Origin of the sequence: Candidatus Methylopumilus planktonicus (assembly GCF_006364715.1) — a bacterium.
Taxonomy (GTDB): domain Bacteria; phylum Pseudomonadota; class Gammaproteobacteria; order Burkholderiales; family Methylophilaceae; genus Methylopumilus; species Methylopumilus planktonicus_A.
Genome location: NZ_CP040984.1, coordinates 331,145 through 353,564, shown reverse-complemented (window position 1 = coordinate 353,564; position 22,420 = coordinate 331,145). Strand labels below are relative to the sequence as shown.

Here is a 22,420-nt window from a genome sequence, read left to right as displayed (position 1 = left end):
TATGAAAATAGCTCTAGCACAAATAAATTCGTTTGTTGGTGATATTGAAAACAACAGTATTCTTATTATTAAGCGAGCCACAGAAGCTGCTGAAAACGGGGCTGAATTACTTATTACTCCTGAACTCTCTTTGTGCGGCTACCCACCTGAAGATCTTGTCTTAAGAGAAGATTTTCTTAAAGCATGTTCAAAATCACTGACGAGGATTGCGCAAGCCTTACCTTCTATAAAAGTAATTGTTGGGCACCCATTAAAAAAAGGCGGCAAAATATACAATGCAGCATCATTACTTTTTAATGGAAAAATTCAAGGTACCTATTTTAAAAAAATTCTGCCAAATTATGGTGTATTTGATGAAAATAGATATTTTGAGCCGGGTGAAAAAGAATTTATTTTTAAACATAAGAGTTTAAAGATTGGTCTTCTTATTTGCGAAGATGCTTGGAGTCTTTCCCCAAGCAAATTACTTAAGAAAAAATTAGTTGATGTCATTATTGTAGTTAATGCGTCCCCTTATGAAATAGAAAAATATGATGCTCGAGTAAAAGTCATTACTAAGCTAGCTAAGGAAACAAAATCTACTGTGATCTACCTCAATGCAATTGGAGGTCAAGATGAGCTCATATTTGATGGCGGCTCTTTTGTTGTTAACAAACAAGCGAAGCTTACTCATCAGTTATCATTTTTTAAAGAAGAAACAGCGATTATTGATGTTTTTTTAAAAGCAAACATTAATAATACTTTTTATAACAAGGAAGCACATTTATATGAGGCGCTTAAATTAGGACTTAGAGATTATGTAGTTAAGAATAACTTTAAAAGCATATTTATAGGTCTATCTGGTGGTATAGATTCTGCTTTGGTTCTAGCGCTAGCAAATGACGTATTTGACAAAAGAGATATTACTGCTGTCATGATGCCTTCGGAATTTACCGCAAAAATAAGCATTATTGAATCTCGCAAAATGATTAAAAATACAGGTGTCAATTACAAAGAAATAGATATTCAATCTATTTTTAAACTTTTTAGAAAAACATTATCAAGCGAATTTAAAAATAAGCCTTTTGATACAACTGAAGAAAATTTACAGGCTCGCATCAGGGGTGTTTTATTAATGGCTTTGTCTAATAAATTTAGTGGGCTTGTAATATCAACAAGTAATAAAAGTGAAACTGCTGTAGGCTATACAACCCTTTATGGAGATATGGTAGGAGGTTTTGCACTTCTTAAAGACGTCCCAAAAACATGGGTTTATAAATTAGCACATTATAGAAATTCAATATCAAACATCATTCCAAATGAAATCATTAAAAGACCGCCTACAGCTGAATTAAGGTATGACCAGCTTGATCAGAATAGCCTCCCTAAATATGAAATTCTTGATAAGATAATTGAGCTTTATATTGAAAAAGATCTAGATATAGCGTCGATTGTAAAAGAAGGTTTTTCTAGTAAAAATGTGAATCGCGTTGTAAAGTTAATCAATAATAACGAATTTAAAAGAGCTCAAAGTCCCATAGGGCCGAAAATTACGCATAGGGCGTTTGGTAAAGACAGAAGATACCCCATAACCTTTAAACATTAATGTATATGAAGAAGGAAATTAGATGAAAAAAATTGAGGCAGTAATTAAACCATTTAAATTAGACGAAGTAAGAGAGGCTCTTTCTGAAATTGGTATAAATGGGATTACAGCAACGGAAGTTAAAGGGTTTGGAAGACAAAAAGGCCACACTGAACTCTATAGGGGTGCAGAGTATGTAATTGACTTTCTACCCAAAATTAAATTAGACATTATTGTTTCAGACAAAATGGTTAAAAAAGTCATTGAAGCAATATCTACAGCAGCACATACCGGGAAAATTGGTGATGGGAAAATTTTTGTAAGTAATATTGAAGAGGTAGTGAGGATTAGAACTAGTGAAACGGGTGAATCTGCTATTTAATTAGAAAAAAGCTTTCTTACCCTTTCAAGATCTTCGGGGGTATCAACTCCAGCCGAGGGCGTGTCATTTGATTGAACAACACCAATCTTGTAACCTGCATATAGAATTCTAAGCTGCTCCAACTTTTCAATGTCCTCCAATTCAGCTTCCCCTATTCTATTAAAGTCTTTTAGAAACTTAGCACGATAAGCATAGATTCCAATATGTTTATAGAATCCTTTTCTTCCAATTATCTTTTGAGTAAACTCATCTCTCGGAAAGGGAATAGGCGCTCGACTAAAATATAAGGCTTGTGAATTTCTATCAAGTACGACTTTGACATTACTTGGATTTATAAAATCATTGTAATCTAAGATAGAATGGCACGCTGTAGAAACAAATACTTCTTTTTGATAATCTAAATATTCTGCAACTTGATTAATTAATAATGGATCAATAAGCGGCTCATCTCCCTGAACATTAACAACAATCTCGTTATCTGACCAATGCATCAAATTAACAACCTCTGCTAATCGATCAGTGCCAGATTTATGATTAATATTAGTCATGATTGCTTTATACCCAAACTTTTCAACAGCATCAAAAATCCTTTGATCGTCAGTTGCAACCACAGCCTCATTAGCCTTGCTTTTTAATGATTGCTTTACAACATGAATCACCATGGGAATGCCAGCGATATTCAAAAGAGGCTTCCCCTCTAGTCGGCTACTCTGGTATCTCGCTGGAATAATAATTTTAAATGTCATGAATAATCTTCGTCACTCTTGATTGCTCTCGCCTCACTCTCCAGTAAAATTGGAATACCATCTTTAATCGGATAAGCAAGTTTAGCGGACTTTGATATAAGCTCATTTTGTTCTTTTTTATAGATTAATGGCCCCTTAGTAACTGGGCAAACTAAAATTTTTAATAGATTTTTATCCATGGGCTATATTTTTCATTTTATTCAAAATAAGATCAGTAAATTTTGAGTCAATTTCAGTAACAACTGGCAAATACCAAAAATTATCCCTAGCAAACTTTTCGCATTTAATAGCGTCTTTCTCAGTCATTATAATATTCTTATCACTCATCGTTTTAAAATCTTTTTTTGTAAAACGATAATGATCTTTATAAGGAGAGCTATCAAATACCAAACCTAATGCCTTTAGGTAATTAAAAAAACGATCTGGGTTCCCAATGCCAGCTAGTGCATGAAGGTTGTTTAAGCGCACCTTATTTAATGGAATTTTTTTCTTGGTTTTTAGATTAATTAGGTAATAACTCTTATATTTCATGAGATAGCTACCATCTATCACTTTTTTTTCATTACAGACGATAGCATCTACAGCTTTTACTTTTCGCTTAGACTCCCTTAATGGCCCTGCTGGAAGAAGATACCCATTCCCAAATCTTCTAGTCCCATCTATGACTAAAATTTCTATATCACGCTTTAGACGATAATGCTGCATTCCATCATCAGATAAAATAACATCTATTTTTTTATATTTTTTAATAAGTGCTTTTGCAGCCAATACCCTGTCTTTTGCAATAAAAACTGGTAGATGGGTATGTTTATGAATCAAAATTGGTTCATCACCAATATTTTCCACATCACTTTTTTGATTTACCTCACATACACCATTTCTTTTAGAGCCATATCCCCTGCTTATGATTCCAGGATGGTATCCATTTTTCTTCAATTCATTTGCGAGATGAATCACTAAAGGAGTTTTACCGGTACCGCCTGAAGTTATGTTTCCAATAACAATCACAGGGACCTGTATCTTAAAAGACTTTAAAAGATTAAATCGATAAAGATATTTTCTAGCAAAAGATATTAGGAGATAAATTGCTGATAACGGCAGAAGAAATAAAGAAGCTAAGCTTTTTGAGTAATGAAGCTTAGAGAGAGCCTTGTATGCTATCAAAATGCTATTTCAGACCTTTTTTGTACAAGGTTGAATAATGTTTGCATCGCCTAATTAATTCTGCATGTGTTCCAACATCAATAACTTTGGATTTCTCAATTACAACAATTCGATCAGCATTTAAAATTGTAGACAATCTATGTGCTATGACTATAGTTGTTCTATTTTTCATTAGATTATCCAAGGCAGACTGAATATATTTTTCTGAGTGAGAATCAAGTGCTGAAGTTGCTTCGTCAAGAAGAAGTATTGGTGCATTTTTTAAAATTGCACGGGCAATTGAAATTCTTTGTCTTTGCCCTCCAGATAGTCTAACCCCCCTATCGCCGATTTCATGGTCTAGTTTATTCGGAAGGGGATCAATAAATTCCCAAGCATTTGCTGCGATAGCAGCTTTTTTAACTTCCTCTTCACTTACTGGTCTTTCTAAATTGCCATAAGCTATATTGTTCATTATTGTGTCATTAAATAAAATTGTATCTTGGCTTACCAATGAAAACTGATTGCGCAGATTTTTTAACTTTAAATCATTAATATTAATACCATCTAGAAAAATTTTGCCTTGATCAATTTGATAAAATCTTGGCAATAAATTAATGAGTGTTGTTTTTCCTCCGCCTGACTTACCAACAAGCGCTACTTTATCGCCAGGCTTAATAATCAGATTGATGCCTTCGAGAATATTGTGCTTACTATTTTGGTATTTAAATGTTAAGTCAGATATTTTTATATGCCCTTTTGCCCGATTAATTAATTTTGAACCACGATCAATCTCTGAGGGTTCATCCATCAGTCCAAATACACTTTTAGCAGCTGCTATAGCAATTTGAATTTTGTCATTTATTGAAGTTAAGCTTTTAATTGGGGCAATGACCATCAATAAAGCTGCAAAGAACGCTGCAAATTGTCCTGCAGAAAATTTACCAAAGGAATAAAAGGCAATTCCCGATAATGCAATGCCCGCTAAAATTTCTACTGTAAAAGAATTTAAAGCTGCAATTCTTATAAGTTTTGCTTGGATTTTCCTTATTTTTTCTGAAATTCTATTTAATCGACTAACTTCGTATTGGCCTGTTCCAAATATTTTAACGATTCTTTGTGCAGCTATAGCCTCATCAGATGCCATGATTAACTCCCCATTTGCATTCTGCGAAATCGTTCCTGCAGCTCTAAGCCTTGGAGACATTATTTGAAGGTAATAAGCCAAGATTGGAGCTAACAATAAAAATACTAGTGTAAGTTTCCAGTCCAAATAAATCATATAACAAACTATCCCAATAAAACTTATCCCGTCCTTTATGAGATTAAACCCTATCTCTGTAATAACATTTGAGAGCTGTTGAACATCACTATTTATTTTAGAAACAATATGACTTGATGAGTTTTTGTCAAAAAAATTCATGGGCAACATCATAATCCTCTTGAAAAGATCAGATCTAAGACTTTCAACAACCTTTAATGAAGTTGACTTAATAAAATAAGTTGAAAATAATCCTGACAAGGCTCTTATCGATATAATCAAAAGAAGAAGCAAGGCTAGGGAAGATTGTTTGTCTGTAATTTCCGACCCAAATCCCTGGTCAGTAATTTTTTTAATCATAGCAAGAAATGCTGTATTAGTTAATGACAGCACAATCAACGAAGCTAAACTTAAAGATAGAATAAACTTATGTTGCCAAGTATATTTAAATAGTCTTTTATAAACATATCTAAAATTAATTGGCTGAAATTCACTTATTTTTTTAATATTTTTTGCCATTAGGCCAAGAAAAATTAACTTTTTAAAGTTTAGTTAACTTTTGTTGAGAATGTAATATGGGTTAACCCTGCCTGTCTTGAGGCTTCCATGACGTTAATGACGGACTGATGCTCACATTTTGCATCTGCACTAATAATTACCGGAATTTCTTTTTCACCTTTTGACGAATTTTTTAAGGCCGCAATGATAGACTCGAGGCTTTTATTAGGAAGGGGATTGTCATTTATGGCGTAGACGCCTTCAGCTGAAATAGACACGTTAATAACGTTAGGTTTCTTATCGGGGCTATTAGCTTCAGCAGTAGGAAGATTAATTTTTAATTCACTAAACCTAGAGAAGGTTGTGCTTACAACAAGGAAAATAATAATAACTAATAAAACATCGATTAAAGGAACTAAGTTTAATTCCATCTCTTCGTGTTTTTTTCCCCGTTGAAAATTCATATGCAATCCTAATTATTTATTTACGAACGCCCATAGATTCAATCAGCTTAAGAGCTTGTTGCTCCATATCAAAGATTAAATCATCTACTTTAGATCTAAAAAAGCGATAAAAAATCATAGCTGGAACTGCCACAACAATACCTGCTGCCGTATTATACAGGGCCACTGAAATGCCTCTTGCAAATATAGCCACATCATGGCCACTATTTGTGAATGAACTAAAAAGATCAACCATACCTATTACCGTGCCCAAGAGCCCCAAAAGAGGAGCAACTGCCGCAATTGTACCAAGTGTTGATAGGTATTTTTCAAGCTTGTAGCTCACTGATCTGCCTGACTCTTCTATAGCTTCTTTAATATGAGCTGCGGATGTATTTGAATTGACAAGAGCGCTTGCAAAAATTTCACCTAAAAGAGAATGCTCTTTAATTTTTGCAATGACATCTTTTTTTATGGTGCCTTGATTCAATAAGTTCTGAACCTCAGGGAGAAGATCGCTTGGGGCAATAATTTCAACTCTTAATGACCAAAATCGCTCGCCAATAATAGCTAGAGCAATGATTGATGCAAAAATGAGGGGCCAAATCGGCCATCCAGCGGCTAAGATAATTTCCCACATATCTAATTCTCCAAATGTTTGATGAGCATTATTCTATCTTAATATTTGGATAATTGCTTAAATCAACTTATGTCTTTTTAAGCTTTCCTTGATTTAATTTATATTGAAACTTTAATTTTGATGCTAGCTGAATATCATGAGTTACTAGGACAAGAGTTGAACGATTCTCTTTTGCTAAATCAAGCAATAAATCAAATACAAAATGTGCTGTTTTTCCATCTAAATTTCCTGTGGGCTCATCTGCAAGAATGCACTTTGGCTTGGTAATTAGTGATCTCGCGATTGCCACTCTCTGCCTTTCGCCCCCAGATAATTCGGATGGTTTATGAGTCAGCCTTTTACTTAAACCTATTTTTTTTAATAGTGCCCCAGCCTCCCTAAAAGCCTGTTTGTATCCATACCTTCTAATTAATAACGGCATTGCAACATTTTCTATGGCATTAAAATCACTGAGCAAATGATGAAATTGATACACAAAGCCTAAATGTGTATTTCTCAAAACTCCCAATTCATCTTGATTTAAAAATGAGATATCTTGATCTAAAATTTCTATCTGTCCAGATGAGGCCTTTTCAAGACCAGCCATGAGATGAAGAAGTGTGCTTTTGCCAGACCCAGAGACGCCAACAATAGCTGTATGATCACCTTCTTTGATATTAAGATTTAACTTTTTAATAATTTCTTCATCTAGACTAGGAAATGTCTTAGATAAGTCTTTACAAGCTATAAGTAATTTTTTAGTCATGCTTTAACGCCTCAGCAGGTGAAGTGTTAGAAGCTTTTATGCTTGGATAAATTGTGGCAACAATAGATAACAAAATCGAGATAAAGGCTATAGCACTTACATCGCTATATAAGAGCTTGGAAGGCACTTCAGAAATATAATAAATGTCCTTGGATAAGAATTGAACGTTGAATAAATGCTCAATAAAAGGCACGATCGAATGAATATTTAATGCAACAACAGTTCCCAAAAATACCCCGCTGATAGTTCCGATTAAGCCTATCAAAGAACCCTGAATGATAAATATATATAGGATACTTTTAGGTTTTGCTCCGTATGTTTTAAGAATTGCAATGTCTGATCTTTTATCAGTTACCGCCATCACCAAGGTAGAAACAATATTAAATGCCGCAACCGCAATGATTAGCATCAGAATTATAAACATCACTCTTTTTTCCATTTGAACAGCTGCGAAAAAATTCGCATGCTTTTTTGTCCAATCGCTGACATAAAAAACACCTGATTCCGACAGGCTTTCTGATAGTCTTTTTGCCACTAAAGGCGCCAAAAAAAGATCATCAGTCTTTACCCTAACCCCTGAAACAGCATCGTTCATTTGAAAGAATTTCTGAGCGTCTTCTATATTCATTAACGCCATACCGGAATCATATTCATACATTCCAATTTCAAAAATACCTGCAACATTAAATTGTCGCATTCTAGGAAATGTGCCTGCGGGCGTATAAGAGCCTTGCGGAATTAAAATATTAACTTTATCTCCAATGACAATACCTAGTTGCTTTGCAGCATCTATCCCTAAAATCAAATTAAATGCATTAGGTTTTAAATCAGATAGCTTACCAACCTTAACTTTCTTTTCCAGGTTATCAACATTACCTTCAAGTTCTGATGAAATCCCTCGAAGCATGATTCCCTGACTTCCGAATTCACTAACTAACATGCCCTGGCCATCTAAATAAGGTGCTGACCCTACTACATCAGGAGATTCATGAAGTTTTTTTGCTAAATCTTCCCAATGTGTCAATGTATTATTTGAGCTTGTAATTTCAATATGAGAAGCCACTCCTAGAATTCGCGTTCGAAGTTCATCCTGAAAACCATTCATAACAGATAGAATAATAATGAGTGCTGAAACTCCAAGAGCTATTCCAACCATACTTGTCATTGAAATAAAAGATATGAAGCTATTTTTTTGCTTAAACTTTATATATCTATAAGCAATCCAAACTTCAAAAGGCAGGTATTTGTTAAGTAAAGACATTTGGTTTATTTTATCAGGGATATACATTCTAATCTGATAAAATCACCCTATGTTTACAGGCATAATTCAATCCATCGGCTTAATAAAAAAAATTGAATCTTTAAAAAAAGATGCCCGCATTACTGTCGCCTATGAGGCCAATAAAATTAAGGCAAGCAACTTGGGAGATAGCATATCTATCAATGGGGTATGCCTTACCATTCAGAAAAAACAAAAAAATCAATTTATATTTCATGTGTCCGCAGAAACGTTAAGCAGAACTATATCTTTTTCTGAAAAATCTCTAGTAAATTTAGAGAGTGCAGTTTTATACAATGGAAAAGTAGGCGGTCATTTTGTAACAGGTCATATTGATGGCATAGCAAAAATTGCCAGTATCAAAACTACTAGTCAATGTTGGATTCTAGAAATCAAACCTCCTAAAAAACTAATGAAATTTATTGCTGAAAAGGGATCTATTGCGATAAATGGCGTAAGTCTTACTGTAAATTCAGTCAAAAGTGATAATTTTAAAGTAAATATCATTCCTTTTACCCTGAAGGAAACTAATTTAGGAAGCCTAACCAAGGGCAGCCAAATTAATATTGAAGTAGACTTGATTGCTAGATACCTTGAAAACATTCTCAAAAGAAAATAAAGAATAGATGATCCGTCCGATAGTTGAAATTATTGAAGATATAAAACAAGGCAAAATGGTTATCCTTGTGGATGAGGAAAATAGAGAAAATGAAGGTGATCTCGTTCTTGCGGCAGAATTTGCTAATTCAGATCATATTAATTTTATGTCTAAATTCGGGCGCGGCCTTATTTGTCTAACGCTGACAGAAGAGAAATGCAAAATACTCGAATTGCCTCTCATGGTTCAAGAAAATGAAACTCGCTTAGGGACTAACTTTACGGTGTCTATTGAAGCTGCTGAAGGCGTCACTACTGGAATTTCAGCAAATGACAGAGCCACAACAATTAAAGCTGCAATTCATAAAAATGCCACTTCAAAAAGTATTGTAAGGCCCGGTCATATATTCCCATTAATATCCAAAAAAGGTGGTGTGCTTGTCAGGGCTGGACATACTGAAGCTGGATGTGATCTTGCGCATCTTGCAGGTCTTGAATCAGCATCAGTGATATGTGAAATTCTTAATGAAGATGGAAATATGGCGCGACTTCCAGATTTAATTAAATTTTCAGAGCAGCATAATATTAAGATTGGAACAATTGCAGATCTTATCGAATACCGAAGAAAAAATGAAAAATTAATTGAAAAATTAATCGAAAAAAATATCTTAACGCCTTATGGCGAAATGAAATTAATTTTGTATAAAGACAAAATCTTAGAAGAAACTCATATTGCCCTTGTAAAAGGTGAAATTCAAAAAGATAAAGAAACTATTGTGAGAGTTCATGAGCCTTTATCGGTGATAGACCTTTTAGATATAGAAGATAAAAAGCATTCATGGAATGCATTGAAGGCAATCAAAAAAATAAGTGAGGATGGCGGTGTATTGATCTTTATAAACCACAATACAAACACCAACGATCTCCTAAATATTTTAAAAACAGAAAACACTCTGCCGCTTAAGAGCAGTAATGATCTGAGAAATTACGGGATTGGCTCTCAAATATTAGTAGATTTAGGAGTTAGAAAAATGAAGCTGCTATCTGCCCCAAGAAAAATGCCGAGCATGATTGGTTTTGGGCTTGAAATTACAGGTTATTTAGAAAATTAATATGTGCCATTATTAAATTATGTTAGAATAATGACATTGAAAAATTATAGAAAAAATAATTTTAAAGCGCACTGTCAAACTGACTTCATGTCAGTTTTTTTTTCGAAAAAAACTTCCCTTATTAGCTTGAATCTAGAATTAAGCTCGATAAAATTGCCATGTTAAATATCGAAAATCATCAAGCACCTGGTAAGCAAAGAGAAGGAAATATCATAGGATTTGATTTTGGACAAAGACGCATAGGGGTTGCAATTGGAAACAATATTTCCAAGACAGCTCAGGCTTTAATAACAATCGAATCTTCAACTAATAACCAAACATTTGAAGCTATTCAAAAAATTATGGATGAATGGAGGCCGGTATCTATAGTTGTTGGAGTTCCATTTAATGTGGATGGTTCTGAACATAAAGTCACTAATTTATCTAAAAAATTCGCCAAGCAACTAGAGCAAAAATATTCGCTCCCCACTCATCTTATTGATGAACGCTATACTTCAATTGAAGCTAATCATGAACTTAAAGATAAAAAAATTGATTTAAAGAAAAAGAAACTATTAATTGACCAAATAGCTGCCAAAATTATTTTACAATCTTATCTTGATCAAATTTAAGTTAAAAAATGAACCTACCTAACGCAGAAAACCTTATAGAAAGCCTAAAAAATAAAATCAATGAGATGATTGATGAGAACACTGTTCTCATTGGCGTCCAGCGAGGTGGAGAACTTATTCTTCAAAAGATTTTGCCTAGCTTGGGAAGTGCTGTTGCAACAGGCTCAATTGATACGTCTTTCTATAGGGATGATTTTTCAAGTCGCGGCTTAAAAATAAAAAACAAGCCTTCAAAAATCGATACGGAAATTAATGGCAAGCATATTATTCTTATTGATGATGTATTTTCTTCAGGAAGAACTGTTAGGGCTGCCATGAATGAAATTTTTGATTATGGAAGACCTGATAAAATTACATTGGCTGTTTTAATTGACAGAAACGAGCAAGAGCTTCCTATTTCGCCGCAGATTTGTATCGAAAAAATTAGCCTTTCTAAAAATCAACATTTAGAGCTTGTATTAGATGAGAATAAAAAATTTACCTTTCATTTGAAAGAATCTCATGTTTAATCCTCAGCTAAACAATAAAGGTAATTTAAATCATCTTTTATCCATTGAAGGCCTGTCCAAAGAAAAAATTATTCAAATATTAGATACAGCAGAATCATTCTTAAAAATAGGCGAGAGAGATGTTAAAAAAGTTCCTATTTTAAGAGGTAAAACAGTATGTAATGTTTTCTTTGAAAATAGCACAAGAACTAGAACTACTTTCGAGATTGCCGCCAAGAGACTTTCTGCCGATGTTATTAATCTAAATGTCGCTACCTCGTCTCAATCTAAAGGTGAAACTGTTTTGGATACAATCAATAATTTGATTGCCATGAATGCAGATATTTTTGTTGTAAGGCATTCGTCATCAGGTGCTGCTCATTTTATTGCCTCTCATGTAAAGCCAAATATTCATATTATCAATGCAGGTGACGGAAATCACTCTCACCCCACTCAAGGCCTTCTAGACGCTTTTACTATAAGAAAATACAAAACAAACTTTAATAATTTAAAAGTGGCTATCGTGGGAGATATTCTAAATTCTAGGGTTGCACGATCTAATATTCATGCATTAAATATACTTGGCGTTCCTGAAATTAGAGTGATTGCTCCCAAAACATTACTTCCTGATGAAATTGAAAAGCTAGGAGTGCATGTTTTCTATGATATCGATAAGGGACTTAAGGATGTAGATGTCATTATGATGCTAAGGATTCAAAATGAAAGAATGGATGGAATCATGCTCCCTTCTCAAGAAGAGTACTTTAAAACTTATGGATTAAATCAAGTGCGATTAGATTTAGCAAAAAAAGATGCAATAGTTATGCACCCCGGACCAATGAATAGAGGAGTAGAAATCGATTCAGCCGTAGCTGACAGCGAACAATCTGTCATTCTCCCTCAGGTGACTTTTGGAATAGCCGTAAGAATGGCCGTGATGGCAATTTTAGCGGGGCAACATTCATGAGCATTTTAATTAAAAATGGTCGAGTGGTTGACCCAAAAAATAATATAGATGCAATATTAGATATATTCGTTGTAGATGGAAAAATTGCAGAACTAAATAAGAATTTAGACTCAAAGAAAGCAAAACAGATAATTGATGCCTCAAACAAAATAGTTATGCCAGGCATTATTGACCTTCAATTGAATTTAAGAGAGCCAGGTAACCAATATAAGTCCACCTTAGAAAGTGAAATGAAAGCAGCAAATGCTGGCGGAGTCACTGGCATGGTGTGCCCTCCAGACACAACACCAATTCTGGATGAGCCAGGCCTTGTGAAAATGTTAAAGAACAAATCAGAGGCGCTTAAGTTAGGCAATGTATATCCCCTTGGAGCGCTCACTCAAAAATTAAGTGGGAAATTATTAACTGAAATAAATGATTTATACGAATCTGGGTGTATTGGATTTTCTCAGGCAGAAAAACCAATTCAAGACACAGAAGTTTTGTACAGGTCTTTTCAATACCTCTCAACATTCAATTTAAAAGCATTTTTAAGAGCAGAGGATGCTTATTTATCAGAAAAAGGCATTATAAATGCGGGTGAAATCTCAACTCGACTAGGATTAAAAGGTATTCAAAGCATAAGTGAAACTACTGCCATCAATAAAATTCTGGAAATTGCTCATTTAACCAAGACAAAGGTTCATTTAAATAAAATATCAACTGCTGATGGATTAAATTTAGTAAAAATAGCTAAAAAAAATGGTGTCAAAGTGACTTGTGATGTTTCTATTCATCAAATTTTTCTTACAGATAATGATATTGGCTTCTTTAACACTAACTGTTTTTTAAAGCCTCCTTTGAGAAGAGAATCTGATCGAATAAAGATTATTGATTCAATTGTTGATGGCACAATTGATGCAATATGTTCAGATCATTCACCGGTAAATGAAGATAATAAATTGAAACCTTTTGCAGAGTCTGAACATGGCGCATCAAGCGTAGAGCTCCTGATGCCGCTCGTATACAAGCTATCTGAGGACTATAAAATAGACTTGGGCTTGCTAATCAATAAAATAACTAATCAGCCTTCAGGTATTTTGGAAATTAATAAGGGTAGTCTCTCGGTAAATTCGGATGCAGATATTTGTATATTTGACCCTGAGCATTCATGGGAAATAAATTCAAAATCTTTAATCAGTGAAGGTAAAAATACACCATTTTTTAATCAAAATCTTACTGGAAAAGTATCGAGCACTATTTTTAATGGCAATATTGTATTTACTGGCTCCTCAGTAATTGTAAAAAATTAAATATAAAGAATAAATTCGTCGTGAAAAGTAATATGAAAATAATTGCAATAAAAACTTGACTAGGTTGAAAAACAAGTCCATATTTACATTTGCATTTGCAGTAAAAAAAATTTTTTTTATTCTTTGGAGTATTAAATGATCAAAAAATTAATTTCAGCAATTTTTGGTTCTTCAAAACCAGTAGAAACTAATAGCACTCTTCCAGCAACAATTTCTAAACCTTCAACATCAGTTAGCGCTAAGAAAAAACCAGCAGCTAAAAGAAAACCAGCAGCTAAGAAAAAACCAGCAGCTAAGAAAAAACCAGCAGCTAAAAGAAAACCAGCAGCTAAGAAAAAACCAGCAGCTAAAAGAAAACCAGCAGCTAAGAAAAAACCAGCAGCTAAAAGAAAACCAGCAGCTAAGAAAAAACCAGCAGCTAAAAGAAAACCAGCAGCTAAAAAATAAATATAACGGGACTCTATGTCCCGTTTTTATTAGCAAGTTCTTTGTTGCTAAACAAACTAAAACCAAGCAAACTTCAATTTGCTTGGTTTTTTTATTTAAATAATGACTACAATTTCTCAAAACGTTTCTCAAATCAATCAAAACATTTTAGAGGCTTCTGCTTTTAATAACTTTCCCGAGAAAGTTACTTTGGTAGCTGTAAGCAAAGGTCACTCTTTTGATAAAATTATTGAAGCGTTTGATGCTGGTATCATAAATTTCGGGGAAAACTATCTTCAAGAAGCCCTCAACAAAAAATTACATTTAGAAAATTTTGCAATTCAGTGGCATTTTTTAGGGCCCATTCAAAGCAATAAATGCAAGCTTATTGCAGAAAACTTCGATTGGGTTCATAGCGTAGATAGATTAAAAGTTATGAAACTACTTAATGACTTAAGACCTTCAAGCGCCACCCCTTTAAATATCTGTATTCAAATTAATTCAAGCGGTGAGGATACTAAGAGCGGCATCGCGATCGATGATGCACAATCACATTTAATAGACCTTATTAGCGCGCTCAAAGAACTTCCTAAACTTAAACTAAGAGGTATTATGTCTATACCCTCCAATACGGAAGACCGCGAAAAAGTCATTGATGAATTTAAATCCATGCATGTACTTTATGCTAAATTAAAAAATCAAATTGATACTGTTGATACATTGTCTATGGGTATGTCGAATGACTTCAAACCAGCTATTGAGCATGGTTCAAATCTTGTTAGGATTGGTACCGCTATTTTTGGGGCGAGAGCAATAAAAACTCAAGGGGACGATAATTGAATATTTGTTTTTTAGGCGGGGGAAATATGGCCGGGGCTATAATTAGCGGCTTATTAAATAAAGGCCATAACCCTGAACTTATTCGGGTGATTGAATCTAGTAGAGAAAAAAGATTAGCTCTTGAAAATAAATTTAAAGTTTCTACGGAGGCGGAGTTTAAAAAGATAAATGGCAATGAAATTATTGTACTTGCCGTTAAGCCTCAGCAAGCTGAATCACTTCTTAAATCAATTTCCAGTGAAATTTCGAATCAACTTATTCTATCTATCGCGGCAGGTATTCAAATAGAATCTATTGAGAAGTGGACAAGTGGGCATAAAAATATTGTGAGATCTATGCCTAATATGTGCGCTCAAATCCAGCTTGGAGTAACGGCTCTTTTTACTCAAGAAGCCTTGGATACAAATAACAAGGTAGCTGTTGAAGAAATTGCGGGCGCTATTGGAGAGTTTATTTGGCTAGAAGATGAGTCTAAGATGGATGCCGTTACAGCTATCTCAGGAAGTGGGCCAGCTTATATATTCTATTTCCTCAATGCATTTATCGAATCAGCTATTGAATTAGGTTTGTCGAGAAGTGAGGCCGAAAAATTATGTGGTAAAACTTTACTCGGCGCAGCTCATTTAGCTTCAGATCAATTAAATGACCTTCAAAATCTTATAGCATCTGTCGCTTCAAAAGGCGGCACTACAGAAGAGGGCTTGAAACAACTCGAATCAAATAAATTAAATGAAACACTTTTAAAGGCTTCACGAGCTGCCTATGAAAAATCAAAAAAAATTGGCTCAGAATTTAATTAATTAAATGAATAATAGTACAGTCATTGTAGGTTTATCAGGCGGTGTTGACTCTTCAGTGGCTGCCTTGCTCTTAAAAAACCAAGGTTATAAAGTCGTTGGTCTCTTCATGAAAAATTGGGAAGATGATGATGATGATGAGTATTGCTCAAGCAAACAAGATCTTCTGGATGCAGTATCTGTTGCCGATAAAATTGGTATTGATATTGAAGTAGTAAATTTTAGTAAAGAATATAAGGAAAAGGTATTTTCTGAATTTATTAATGAAATTAAAAGTGGTAAAACTCCGAATCCAGATATTTTATGTAATTCTGAAATTAAATTTAATGCCTTTTTAAATCATGCAATTTCAATGGGTGCCGATAAGATTGCAACCGGTCATTACGCACAAATTAAAGAAGCAGACGGCTTATATAGTCTTCTTAAAGCAGACGACTCAACAAAAGATCAAAGTTATTTCTTATATCGTCTCAATCAACATCAGCTCTCAAAGTCTTTATTTCCCCTAGGTAATCTCCTTAAAAAAGATGTAAGAGAGATTGCTAAAAAAGAAGGTTTACATAACAGTGATAAAAAAGACTCTACAGGTATATGTTTTATTGGCGAAAGACCCTTTACAGAATTTTTAAATAAATATATAGAAAATTCTCCAGGTCCTATTAAAGATGAGCACGGAAAGATATTAGGAGAGCATATAGGTCTTATGTTTTACACGCTCGGCCAAAGACAGGGGCTTGGTATCGGTGGCTCAAAAACGAGCAATGGTGAGCCTTGGTTTGTAGCTGAAAAAAGTATTAAAGAAAATATACTCATTGTTGCTCAAGGACACGCCCATCCCCTTTTATTTAAAGATGGATTAATTGCAAAGAAACCCCATTGGATACATGGGGCTCTACCAGAAAAACATTGGGTATATGGAGCCAAAACAAGATACCGGGAATCTGATGCCCCTTGTGAAATCGATATGATAAAAGATGATTCGGTGGAAATATTTTTTGGGCAAAAACAATGGGCCATTACTCCCGGGCAATCTGTGGTTGTTTACGAAAGCAATGTATGTTTAGGTGGGGCTATTATTGAATGCGCTATAGATAAGGCTCAGGTGCCGTTGCCTGAAAAGATTGTCGCTTCATAAGCTCTTCATGCAAATGATATAGATTTAGATATTCATTCTTAAAGTCAATTTCAGGATATCTTAATTTAACGTACCCCAAAGCACATCCGACGGCTATATCAGCATACGAAAATGTACCCTCTAAATAGTATTCTTTATCTTCTATTTCTTCATTAAGCCTTTGAAGACTTAACTTTATTTTTCTCATTTGCTTTTCAAATACATCAGTATTTTGTTGTGAAATCGGTCTACGCTTTTCCAGCATGATTGCTACTGATGCGTCGCATAATCCATCTGCTAGAGCTTCCCATCTTTTGACTAATATTTTTTTATCAAAATCACTGGGAATTAAATAAAGCGGACCACTCTTATAGTCAACATACTCAGCTATTACCGGTGAATCAAAAATTGATATATCGTTTATAACCAATATAGGTACTTTAGCTAAAGGATTGTATTCATGAATCGTACAATTTTTATCAGCAAGCACAACCTTCTCCAAAGTCACTGGAACTTTTTTCTCATCAATTAAAATTCTTATTTTTCTAGCGTAAGGGCTATTATTTGAATAAAAAAGCTTCATTTTTCTCTCAATTAAAAAAACCAAATTTATTATAATTTGTTAAGCTTCTAGATTATGCAAAGATCAAAAATAAATAAGAAAACTTTGATTGAAGCCATTCAAACAAATGTCAAAATGGCGATCCAAGAAGATATAGGCAATATTGATTTATCTGCTCAACTTATCGAAGCAAAATCAACTGCAGTAGCTTATGTTAAAGCCAAAGAATCGGCTTTAATTGCTGGTATTCCTTGGTTTAACGCTACTTTTTTAATACTAGATCCAAAAATAAAAATAAAGTGGCTTGTTAAAGAAGGTGAGATTGTAAAAAAAAATCAGAGGCTTTGTGAAGTTTACGGCAGTGCAAAATCAATCCTCAGCGGAGAAAGAGTAGCACTTAATTTCTTACAAACCTTATCTTCCACATCCACGATTACACATCAATATGTCAAAGCTATCGCAAATACTCACACAGGTATCTTTGATACAAGGAAAACAATCCCAGGGTTAAGAATTGCGCAAAAATATGCTGTCGCTATTGGGGGCGGTAATAATCAACGCATCGGACTTTTTGATCAAATACTTATCAAAGAAAACCATATTACATCCGCTAAAAAAGTTGATGATTTACTTTCGCTCGCTTTGAAATACTCCAAAAGTAAAGATATTCAAATTGAAGTTGAAAATCTTGATCAGTTTAAAAAATTTATTGAGCTAGGCTTTAGAAATATATTATTAGATAACTTTAATATTAAAGATCTTAAAAAAGCTGTACTTCTTAATAAAAATATAGCGACTCTTGAGGCGTCTGGAAATATTACGCTAAAAAATGTTAAAAAAATTGCACTGACGGGCGTAAATAGAATCTCTCTAGGAGCGCTCACAAAAAATATCAAGGCAATTGATTTATCTATGAAAATTGAGACTTTTAAAAGTCTCTAAACTTGACCAAATACGCTTAAAGCGTTAATGTTGAGGGTTTATAGCTATCTCATTAATTACAATCAAGAATCCTATGAACTCAAATCACATTTCTGGAGCAGAAATTGTTATTCGCTGCCTTCACGAGGAAAAAGTCAAATTCGTTTTTGGTTATCCTGGTGGCGCCGTCCTTAATATTTATGATGCTGTTTTTAAGCAAAATAAATTTAAGCATGTTCTAGTTCGTCACGAACAAGCAGCTGTTCATGCAGCTGACGCCTATTCAAGATCTACTGGAAAAGTTGGCGTTGCTCTTGTAACCTCAGGCCCGGGAGCGACCAATGCTGTAACAGGTATTGCTACCGCCTACATGGATTCCATTCCCATGGTGATCATTAGTGGTCAGGTTCCAACTTACGCCATTGGGCAAGATGCCTTTCAGGAATGTGATACGATAGGTATTACGCGTCCATGTGTAAAACATAATTTCTTAGTTAAGGACGTTAAAGATATTGCATCTACAATTAAGAAAGCTTTCTATGTTGCGTCAAGCGGAAGACCTGGGCCTGTTTTGGTTGATATTCCAAAAGACATCACAGCCGAAAAATATGAGTTTAGCTATCCTAAATCGGTTCATTTAAGATCATATAACCCTATTATTAAGGGTCATAGCGGCCAAATTAAAAAAGCATTGTCACTTCTTTTGAGCGCAAAAAAACCAATGATCTACTCAGGTGGTGGCGTTGTATTGGGCGATGCCTCTTCACAATTAACTAAATTTGTTCGTACTATTGGGGCTCCTATTACAAGCACGCTTATGGGCTTGGGTGGTTTTCCTGCAAGTGATAAGCAGTTTCTAGGCATGTTAGGCATGCATGGTACCTATGAGGCTAATATGGCTATGCAAGAATGTGATGTATTGTTGGCTGTTGGTGCTCGCTTTGACGACAGAGTGATTGGTAATCCAGAGCATTTCTTATCCAAACCGAAAACAATCATTCACATTGATATTGATCCATCATCTATTTCTAAAAGAGTAAAGATTGATATACCTATCGTAGGTCATGTCGTTTCAGTGCTTACTGAACTTAATGATCTTTTATCTAAAGAAAAAACAAAGCAAAATATATCGCTTAAGCATTGGTTGAAAGAAATTGACCAATGGAGATCGACAAATTGCTTAAGTTTTAAAAACGATAAAAAACTCATTAAACCTCAATTTGTTGTTCAAACCTTACATCAGGTAACAAAAGGAGATGCCTTTATTACTTCTGATGTAGGTCAGCACCAAATGTGGGCAGCACAATACTATCCATTTGATAAGCCTAGAAGATGGATTAATTCTGGTGGCCTGGGAACCATGGGCGTGGGATTACCCTATGCGATGGGCACTCAATTAGCTCATCCTGATGCGATGGTTGCTTGTGTGACTGGTGAAGCTTCCATACAAATGTGTATTCAAGAACTATCTACCTGCAAGCAATTCCATTTACCTATCAAGATTATTAATCTCAATAATAGATACATGGGGATGGTAAGACAATGGCAAGAATTTTTTTATGGAAATCGTTATGCGGAATCCTATATGGAAGCATTGCCTGATTTTGTGAAATTAGCTGAAGCTTATGGTCACGTTGGAATGAAAATCGAGAACCCAAGCGATATTGAGCCAGCTCTCAAAGAAGCTTTTAGTAAAAAACTAAAAGAGCGCTTGGTCTTTATGGACTTCATTACGGATCAAAAAGAAAATGTATTTCCAATGATTCCTAATGGAAAAGGCTTGTCAGAAATGATTACAGCTGAGGATCTATAAATGAGACATATTATTTCTCTCTTGATGGAAAATGAATCTGGTGCTTTATCGAGAGTTTCCGGGTTATTCTCTGCAAGGGGTTACAACATTGAATCTTTGACTGTTGCGCCTACTGAAGATGCAACGCTCTCAAGAATGACCATTGTCACTTCTGGCACGGATGAAATTATTGAACAAATCATTAAGCAACTTAATAAATTAATTGATGTTGTAAAGGTCCTAGATTTAAATGATGGCAAATTTATTGAGCGAGAACTAATGATAGTTAAAGTTAAAGCAAATGCTCAGTACCGAGATGAGATGAAAAGAATGTGTGATATTTTCAGAGGACGAATTATCGATGTTTCTGATAGCTCATTTACTATTGAGTTAACAGGATCGTCTAGCAAATTAGACGCTTATATTGAAAGCATTGATAAGGCGGCTATTTTAGAAACAGTTAGAACTGGTGCGTCAGGAATTGGACGCGGTGATAGAATTTTAAAAGTATAAATTAAAACTGAAAGGTTATTATGAAGGTTTACTACGATAAAGATGCTGATTTAAATTTAATTAAAAAATTAAATGTTGTTATTGTTGGTTATGGCTCACAGGGCCACGCTCATGCAGCCAATCTTAAAGAATCAGGCGTCAACGTCACTGTTGCTCTTAGAAAAGGTGGCGCATCATGGGATAAAGCCAAAAGTGCAGGACATAACGTTTTAGAAATTAATGAAGCCGTCAAAAATGCTGATGTCGTCATGCTATTAATCCCTGATGAAACAATGCCTCAGATTTTTCATCAAGAAGTTGCACCATTCTTGAAAAAAAATGCTGTGCTTGCTTTTGCCCATGGATTTAATATTCACTATAACCAAATTATTCCGAGGGATGATCTTGATGTCATTATGATTGCACCAAAAGGTCCTGGCCACACAGTGCGCTCAGAATATCTAAAAGGTGGTGGCGTACCTTCATTAATTGCGATTTACCAAAACAAATCTGGCAAAGCAAAAGAAATTGCTCTTTCATATGCAGCGGCAAATGGTGGCACAAAAGGTGGGGTCATTGAAACAGATTTCCGTGAAGAAACTGAAACTGACTTATTTGGTGAACAGGCTGTTTTATGCGGTGGCGCAGTTGAACTTGTCAAAGCAGGTTTTGAAACATTAACTGAAGCAGGTTACGCCCCAGAAATGGCTTATTTTGAGTGCTTACATGAGCTTAAACTTATTGTAGATTTAATGTATGAAGGCGGTATTGCTAATATGAACTACTCTATCTCAAATAATGCTGAATTCGGAGAGTACGTAACCGGCCCTAAAGTTATTGGTAATGAGGCCAAGTTAGCCATGAAAGAAGCTTTAAAAAATATTCAAAATGGAGAGTATGCGAAACGTTTTATCCTTGAAGGAAAAACAAACTATCCAGAAATGACCGCAAGACGAAGACTCAATGCTGAACACCCTATTGAAAAAGTTGGCTCACAACTTAGATCAATGATGCCTTGGATCGCCAAGAATAAGCTTGTTGATCAAAGCAAAAACTAGCTCTATGGTAAAAAAAGCTTACCCTATCATTGCAAAAGAAGGTTGGCCATTTCTAATAGCATCTATTGCCGTATCAGCTATCGTATTTAAAATATGTGCTTTGTGGTCAATTCCTCTTTGGATAATCTCTTTATTTATTCTACAATTTTTTAGAGATCCAAAAAGAAGCACGCCCTCCAAGAAAAATTTGGTGGTATCAGCAGCTGATGGCAAGGTGATTGTGATTGAAAAATGTAAAGACGATTATCTTAATAGGCGAGCAATTAAAGTGAGTGTCTTTATGAATGTCTTTAATGTCCACTCAAACAAAAGTCCGATTAAATCAATTATTATGAATAAATGGTATTTTCCTGGAAAATTTCTAAATGCAGCTATGTCAAAAGCTTCTTTGGAGAACGAAAGATGTGCACTTCACTTAAAAACTAAAGAAGGTTTTGATATTACTTGCGTTCAAATTGCTGGCTTAATTGCGAGAAGAATTTTATGCTATGTAAATAAAGGTGATGCGTTAGAGGTCGGTGAAAGGTATGGCTTCATAAGATTTGGCTCGCGTGTTGACTTATATTTACCTATCAATTCAAAGATAAAAGTTACTTTGGGCGACACAGTTTTTAATGGCGAAACAATTATTGCTGAATTAAAAAAATAGA

26 protein-coding genes are annotated in these 22,420 nt (G+C 34.6%); 17 read left to right on the top strand and 9 right to left on the bottom strand.

Features of this window, described 5'->3' with window-relative positions:
* The first annotated feature begins 1 nt into the window (after position 1).
* Positions 2–1,585 (top strand): NAD+ synthase, encoded by a 1,584-nt coding sequence (locus FIT63_RS01970; protein WP_140006333.1) that lies wholly within the window; start codon positions 2–4, stop codon positions 1,583–1,585.
* 22 nt (positions 1,586–1,607) lie between these two features.
* Positions 1,608–1,946 carry a P-II family nitrogen regulator gene (locus FIT63_RS01965; protein ID WP_046487380.1) on the top strand — a complete coding sequence of 113 codons (339 nt, stop codon included), beginning with the start codon at positions 1,608–1,610 and terminating at the stop codon, positions 1,944–1,946.
* Here FIT63_RS01965 and kdsB read toward each other — a convergent pair.
* The 8 genes from kdsB to FIT63_RS01925 all read right to left on the bottom strand — a co-directional run bounded on the left by kdsB (position 1,943) and on the right by FIT63_RS01925 (position 8,683).
* Positions 1,943–2,692 (bottom strand): 3-deoxy-manno-octulosonate cytidylyltransferase, encoded by a 750-nt coding sequence (gene kdsB, locus FIT63_RS01960; protein ID WP_140006332.1) that lies wholly within the window; start codon positions 2,690–2,692, stop codon positions 1,943–1,945. The genes FIT63_RS01965 and kdsB overlap by 4 nt on opposite strands.
* Positions 2,689–2,871, bottom strand: coding sequence for a Trm112 family protein (locus FIT63_RS01955; protein WP_046487375.1), 183 nt, complete (start codon positions 2,869–2,871; stop codon positions 2,689–2,691). The genes kdsB and FIT63_RS01955 overlap by 4 nt, the downstream gene beginning before the upstream one ends.
* Positions 2,864–3,856 carry a tetraacyldisaccharide 4'-kinase gene (gene lpxK / locus FIT63_RS01950; protein ID WP_189342319.1) on the bottom strand — a complete coding sequence of 331 codons (993 nt, stop codon included), beginning with the start codon at positions 3,854–3,856 and terminating at the stop codon, positions 2,864–2,866. Before lpxK ends, FIT63_RS01955 begins: the two co-directional genes overlap by 8 nt.
* A 4-nt stretch (positions 3,857–3,860) precedes the next feature.
* The gene (gene msbA / locus FIT63_RS01945; RefSeq protein ID WP_140006330.1) at positions 3,861–5,615 is read right to left on the bottom strand and encodes a lipid A export permease/ATP-binding protein MsbA; all 1,755 of its coding nucleotides are present in this window, start codon (positions 5,613–5,615) and stop codon (positions 3,861–3,863) included.
* 29 nt (positions 5,616–5,644) lie between these two features.
* Entirely contained in the window at positions 5,645–6,058 is a 414-nt protein-coding gene (locus FIT63_RS01940; RefSeq protein ID WP_140006329.1) for an ExbD/TolR family protein, read from the bottom strand.
* A gap of 16 nt (positions 6,059–6,074) precedes the next feature.
* On the bottom strand, positions 6,075–6,677 hold the full coding sequence (locus FIT63_RS01935; RefSeq protein ID WP_140005043.1) for a MotA/TolQ/ExbB proton channel family protein: 603 nt from the start codon (positions 6,675–6,677) through the stop codon (positions 6,075–6,077).
* 67 nt (positions 6,678–6,744) lie between these two features.
* On the bottom strand, positions 6,745–7,422 hold the full coding sequence (locus tag FIT63_RS01930; RefSeq protein WP_140006328.1) for an ABC transporter ATP-binding protein: 678 nt from the start codon (positions 7,420–7,422) through the stop codon (positions 6,745–6,747).
* On the bottom strand, positions 7,415–8,683 hold the full coding sequence (locus FIT63_RS01925; RefSeq protein ID WP_223259937.1) for a lipoprotein-releasing ABC transporter permease subunit: 1,269 nt from the start codon (positions 8,681–8,683) through the stop codon (positions 7,415–7,417). The genes FIT63_RS01930 and FIT63_RS01925 overlap by 8 nt, the downstream gene beginning before the upstream one ends.
* 49 nt (positions 8,684–8,732) lie before the next feature.
* Between FIT63_RS01925 and FIT63_RS01920 the strand changes: the two genes are divergently transcribed.
* The 10 genes from FIT63_RS01920 (at position 8,733) to mnmA (ending at position 16,966) form a co-directional block, all read left to right on the top strand.
* On the top strand, positions 8,733–9,320 hold the full coding sequence (locus tag FIT63_RS01920) for a riboflavin synthase (RefSeq protein ID WP_140006326.1): 588 nt from the start codon (positions 8,733–8,735) through the stop codon (positions 9,318–9,320).
* 7 nt (positions 9,321–9,327) lie between these two features.
* A complete protein-coding gene (gene ribBA, locus FIT63_RS01915) occupies positions 9,328–10,410 on the top strand; it encodes a bifunctional 3,4-dihydroxy-2-butanone-4-phosphate synthase/GTP cyclohydrolase II (protein ID WP_140006325.1) in 1,083 nt (360 codons plus the stop codon).
* Between the two features lie 158 nt (positions 10,411–10,568).
* Positions 10,569–11,021, top strand: a complete 453-nt coding sequence (gene ruvX / locus FIT63_RS01910) for a Holliday junction resolvase RuvX (RefSeq protein ID WP_140006324.1) — start codon at positions 10,569–10,571, stop codon at positions 11,019–11,021.
* Between the two features lie 8 nt (positions 11,022–11,029).
* Positions 11,030–11,530 carry a bifunctional pyr operon transcriptional regulator/uracil phosphoribosyltransferase PyrR gene (gene pyrR, locus FIT63_RS01905; RefSeq protein WP_140006323.1) on the top strand — a complete coding sequence of 167 codons (501 nt, stop codon included), beginning with the start codon at positions 11,030–11,032 and terminating at the stop codon, positions 11,528–11,530.
* A complete protein-coding gene (locus tag FIT63_RS01900) occupies positions 11,523–12,476 on the top strand; it encodes an aspartate carbamoyltransferase catalytic subunit (RefSeq protein ID WP_140006322.1) in 954 nt (317 codons plus the stop codon). The genes pyrR and FIT63_RS01900 overlap by 8 nt, the downstream gene beginning before the upstream one ends.
* Positions 12,473–13,768, top strand: coding sequence for a dihydroorotase (locus FIT63_RS01895; RefSeq protein WP_140006321.1), 1,296 nt, complete (start codon positions 12,473–12,475; stop codon positions 13,766–13,768). The genes FIT63_RS01900 and FIT63_RS01895 overlap by 4 nt, the downstream gene beginning before the upstream one ends.
* 135 nt (positions 13,769–13,903) lie before the next feature.
* Positions 13,904–14,215, top strand: coding sequence for a hypothetical protein (locus tag FIT63_RS01890; RefSeq protein WP_140006320.1), 312 nt, complete (start codon positions 13,904–13,906; stop codon positions 14,213–14,215).
* Between the two features lie 102 nt (positions 14,216–14,317).
* Complete coding sequence (locus FIT63_RS01885; protein ID WP_140006319.1) at positions 14,318–15,034, top strand: YggS family pyridoxal phosphate-dependent enzyme; 717 nt, start codon at positions 14,318–14,320, stop codon at positions 15,032–15,034.
* 26 nt (positions 15,035–15,060) lie between these two features.
* Positions 15,061–15,834: a pyrroline-5-carboxylate reductase gene (gene proC / locus FIT63_RS01880; RefSeq protein ID WP_140006318.1), complete on the top strand. Its 774-nt coding sequence runs from the start codon at positions 15,061–15,063 to the stop codon at positions 15,832–15,834.
* A 4-nt stretch (positions 15,835–15,838) separates the two neighbouring features.
* Positions 15,839–16,966 carry a tRNA 2-thiouridine(34) synthase MnmA gene (mnmA, locus tag FIT63_RS01875; RefSeq protein WP_140006317.1) on the top strand — a complete coding sequence of 376 codons (1,128 nt, stop codon included), beginning with the start codon at positions 15,839–15,841 and terminating at the stop codon, positions 16,964–16,966.
* Here mnmA and FIT63_RS01870 read toward each other — a convergent pair.
* On the bottom strand, positions 16,917–17,528 hold the full coding sequence (locus FIT63_RS01870) for a glutathione S-transferase family protein (RefSeq protein WP_140006316.1): 612 nt from the start codon (positions 17,526–17,528) through the stop codon (positions 16,917–16,919). The two genes, mnmA and FIT63_RS01870, sit on opposite strands and share 50 nt — an antisense overlap.
* Before the next feature lie 54 nt (positions 17,529–17,582).
* On the opposite strand from FIT63_RS01870, the gene nadC reads away from it, so the two are divergent.
* The 5 genes from nadC (at position 17,583) to FIT63_RS01845 (ending at position 22,419) form a co-directional block, all read left to right on the top strand.
* On the top strand, positions 17,583–18,449 hold the full coding sequence (nadC, locus tag FIT63_RS01865) for a carboxylating nicotinate-nucleotide diphosphorylase (protein WP_140006315.1): 867 nt from the start codon (positions 17,583–17,585) through the stop codon (positions 18,447–18,449).
* A 73-nt stretch (positions 18,450–18,522) separates the two neighbouring features.
* The gene (gene ilvB / locus FIT63_RS01860; RefSeq protein WP_140006314.1) at positions 18,523–20,241 is read left to right on the top strand and encodes a biosynthetic-type acetolactate synthase large subunit; all 1,719 of its coding nucleotides are present in this window, start codon (positions 18,523–18,525) and stop codon (positions 20,239–20,241) included.
* A complete protein-coding gene (gene ilvN, locus FIT63_RS01855; protein ID WP_140005029.1) occupies positions 20,242–20,733 on the top strand; it encodes an acetolactate synthase small subunit in 492 nt (163 codons plus the stop codon).
* Positions 20,734–20,753: 20 nt separating this feature from the next.
* A complete protein-coding gene (gene ilvC / locus FIT63_RS01850) occupies positions 20,754–21,770 on the top strand; it encodes a ketol-acid reductoisomerase (protein ID WP_139867163.1) in 1,017 nt (338 codons plus the stop codon).
* A gap of 4 nt (positions 21,771–21,774) precedes the next feature.
* Positions 21,775–22,419 (top strand): phosphatidylserine decarboxylase, encoded by a 645-nt coding sequence (locus FIT63_RS01845; RefSeq protein ID WP_140006313.1) that lies wholly within the window; start codon positions 21,775–21,777, stop codon positions 22,417–22,419.
* The last annotated feature ends 1 nt before the right edge of the window (position 22,420 follow it).